This window comes from Bacteroidota bacterium (genome assembly GCA_039714315.1).
Taxonomy (GTDB): Bacteria; Bacteroidota; Bacteroidia; order Flavobacteriales; family JADGDT01; genus JADGDT01.
This window is the reverse complement of the sequence record JBDLJM010000233.1, coordinates 1-3,235: the sequence shown is the minus strand read 5'-3', so window position 1 is coordinate 3,235 and position 3,235 is coordinate 1. Positions and strand designations below refer to the sequence as shown.

Sequence of the window (3,235 nt, the reverse complement as noted above, 5' to 3'; positions counted from 1 at the left end):
TTGTCAACTTTACCCCCTCATCCAATTGATTATTCATTAATGAAAAATAAATGCAGTAAACCATAGATTGAATCGGTCTAACCAAATGCTTTATATGATTTTATCCCCAAAAATATGACTTGACCCATGTCTACTCCATGAATCTAATCATTAATATTAAAACTCACACTTAATCCATTTCCATACTTTTTTACCTGCCTCTGTAGAATCCCTTATCGCCTCCCCTTTTACAAGCCACGAAACTCCAAAGGCGACTATTGCAATTGTTTCAGCTATATAAATATCGTAATCGGTAAATTGAAAATCTATTTTAAACAACTTTAGAGCTATTTCTATTACCAAAACACCAATAACTCCCCAAATTATGTAGCCGCTGTATTTGAAAATATCGTTTTTTAACTTCTTCCCTTCTTTATCCGGATCGCCTTTTGTAAATTTTTTTACCGACATATATCCCATTGCCAAAAAGAATGTCAGAGCGCCTGCTACATGTATCCAATGAATAGAATCGCAGTTGTGCCCAAACAAAGGAAAGTTAGAATTTGGATACATATTACATATTTCATTTCCAACGGTACCCGAACATTTAGCCGGAAAAAGCACTACTGCCAAAGCTGCAAAACCTCCGATATGTGTTATAAAATTATCGCTAAATCGTTCTCCGTTCACTTTAGGATAGCCATCATATGATACAAGGAACAAACCAAAAACAGAAAGAATGGCTATGAAAAACACCGCCGATCTGGTATAATAGTAGTGACTGATAGATGATAAAAGATTAAAGTGATTTGCTGCTACAACAATAAGAGGTAATAAGATTCCCAGAATTCCGATTATCTTACGGATAGTTAAGTAGGAATTTATTATTTGCTTTTCCTTTTTTTGCTCTTCCATTTCGATATATTTTGAGTTATGGTAAAGGATTACGGGCTAATTGTCATTCAAACAATTCAATATTTCCACCCGTATGTATAAATAGAATATTGTGGTCCTTTCCGAATTTTCCTTTTCTGCAATAATCCAGCAATCCTGCCGCAGCTTTTCCGGTATATACGTAATCGAGCAATATTCCTTCTTTTTTTGCAAAAAGTGTTATTGCCTCCTCTCCTTCTCCGGTTTTTGCTCCGTAGCGTTCGCCTATATACGAATCATCAACCAAAACATCATGCTCAGAAACTTTGCATTCCATTAATTTGCTAACCTGATTTGCCAGATCACCAACAATTCCTTTCAACTCTTCCTCTCCTCTTCCAACACTAAATCCTAAAATTTTATGATTTGTATTTGCTAAAGTCTTTCCTGCTACCAGCCCCGCCTGGGTACCTCCCGAACCGGATGCGTGAACTATATAGTCGAAATGAATCCCGGTTTTTTCTTCATAGTCAATAATTTCACTAAACGCTTCAACATACCCCAGTATACCTATATTTGTTGATCCTCCCGACGGCATATTATACACATTCCTGCCCTTGATTCTCAGTTCCTTTTCTAACTTTTTGGCTTTTTCCAGAAGAACTTCATCATCATCGGTTTCAACATGATGAATTACTGCATCAAATACATGATTCACCAGTAGATTTCCCGTTGGCTGCTCAGGCTTTTTACCGGCTAATACCAAATTCACTTCTAAATCATTAACAGCCCCTGCACCGGAGGTCATCCTACAAAAATTAGACTGGTTTGAGCCAATTGCAATTAAGGTATCGGCTCCTTTTTTTATCGCATCGGCAACTAAATAATCGAGTTTGCGGTTTTTATTTCCCCCAAAAGCAAAACCTGTTAAATCATCACGCATACAATATATATTTGATTTGCATACTTTAGAAATTTTGTCCAGTTTCTGAATCGGTGTCGGTTTTACAGTCATTCCAAGTTTCGGAAATGATTTAAGTAATTTGTGTATCATGTTTATATCAATATTTAACGCTGGTTTTTAATAGATATAAAAGTTGAGATTAAGAATTCGTACCTGATATTTTCCATCTGGCAAACGGTATGTTACTTTCTTTTATCGAGGTTAATAAACCAAATAACAGAGGTGAAATTCTCACTGAATTTCAACAATTAAATATAGCTTGTTTTATCAATTTTTAATGAAATTTTGATAATTTTTCTACAAACTGCTATATTATTTTACCATTACAAGCATTAGTTTTTGTAATTTTAATGATAAGGAATTCGTCAAATATCAAACTTAATTCATTAAAATTCAACTTAATATGAATCCAAAGATAAAGTCTATCGGTTTTCTTATAATATTCCTTACAATATCTTTGTCGGGATATGCACAACTAAAAACAGAGATCATAAACCCATCAAAAACATGGATAGAAAATGATGCGATGTTTTTCAGCAACCGAACTCTGATAACCAGAGACGACGGAAGTGTTACTTTTAAAAACCAATCTACCAAACAAACAAATTCACTCTACTTCTGCACCTATGATTTCGCTAAGGACTCAATTGAAATAAATTATAAAACAATCAATTTATCTGATAAATATCCTACCGGAGACATCGAACACAACATCATTTACGATTTTTACAAAAGGCAAAGAATCGATAGAGGAATCAAGAATTATTATTTTATCGTTGGCGGCTATGGAAAATCTTTTAAGAAGCAGGTTCACAGCTATATGAGAAGACTTAAAAGCCATTATGGCGATACACTGTTTACAAAAGCCGCCATTATAGTTTTTGCCTGGGGTACCGAAGGTCACGCTATTAGATATTACAACGCACTCAGAGCTTCAAGAAGAGGAGCTGCTGATTTTGCAATTTTTCAACACATGTTAGACGAATTTGTAAGCGATACTACATTTTTCCAAACACATCCAAACGACCTGACTATTGATATTCTGTTCTCCTCTATGGGAAACTATCTGTTTAAAAGATATATGGAAGAAAGAAAAGCACAAAACATCCCCTTTGTTAAAACCTACAACCGAATATTATTTGTCGGCAGCGTTGCTCAGCGAAACTCATTCGAAAAAGGGAAAGCTTTTTATAATTTAAACAGAATGACAGATACCGTAGATGTATATGTCAATAAAAAAGATGCATTACTTATGATGTCAAGTTTATTACACCTAAAAGGCAGAATGGGAAATCGGGGACCTAAAAATGAGAAAGATCTTCCCGGCTATATTAATGTAGTTCATATTGAAAAAATATTATCCAAAGCCGATTTACCGGGTCTGGGACATGATTATCTTCTAACAAACCCTGTATTACA

General features: G+C 34.7%; 3 protein-coding genes. 1 reads left to right on the top strand and 2 read right to left on the bottom strand.

Annotated elements, in window-relative coordinates; all coding sequences use genetic code 11:
- Window positions 1-156 precede the first annotated feature (156 nt).
- Both ABFR62_13825 and ABFR62_13820 read right to left on the bottom strand, forming a co-directional pair.
- Window positions 157-894, bottom strand: a complete 738-nt coding sequence (locus ABFR62_13825) for a hypothetical protein (GenBank protein ID MEN8139497.1) — start codon at window positions 892-894, stop codon at window positions 157-159.
- A 43-nt stretch (window positions 895-937) separates the two neighbouring features.
- A complete protein-coding gene (locus tag ABFR62_13820; protein MEN8139496.1) occupies window positions 938-1,867 on the bottom strand; it encodes a D-cysteine desulfhydrase family protein in 930 nt (309 codons plus the stop codon).
- A gap of 352 nt (window positions 1,868-2,219) precedes the next feature.
- On the opposite strand from ABFR62_13820, the gene ABFR62_13815 reads away from it, so the two are divergent.
- Window positions 2,220-3,235: alpha/beta hydrolase (locus ABFR62_13815; GenBank protein ID MEN8139495.1), on the top strand; the 1,016-nt coding region annotated here is incomplete at its 3' end.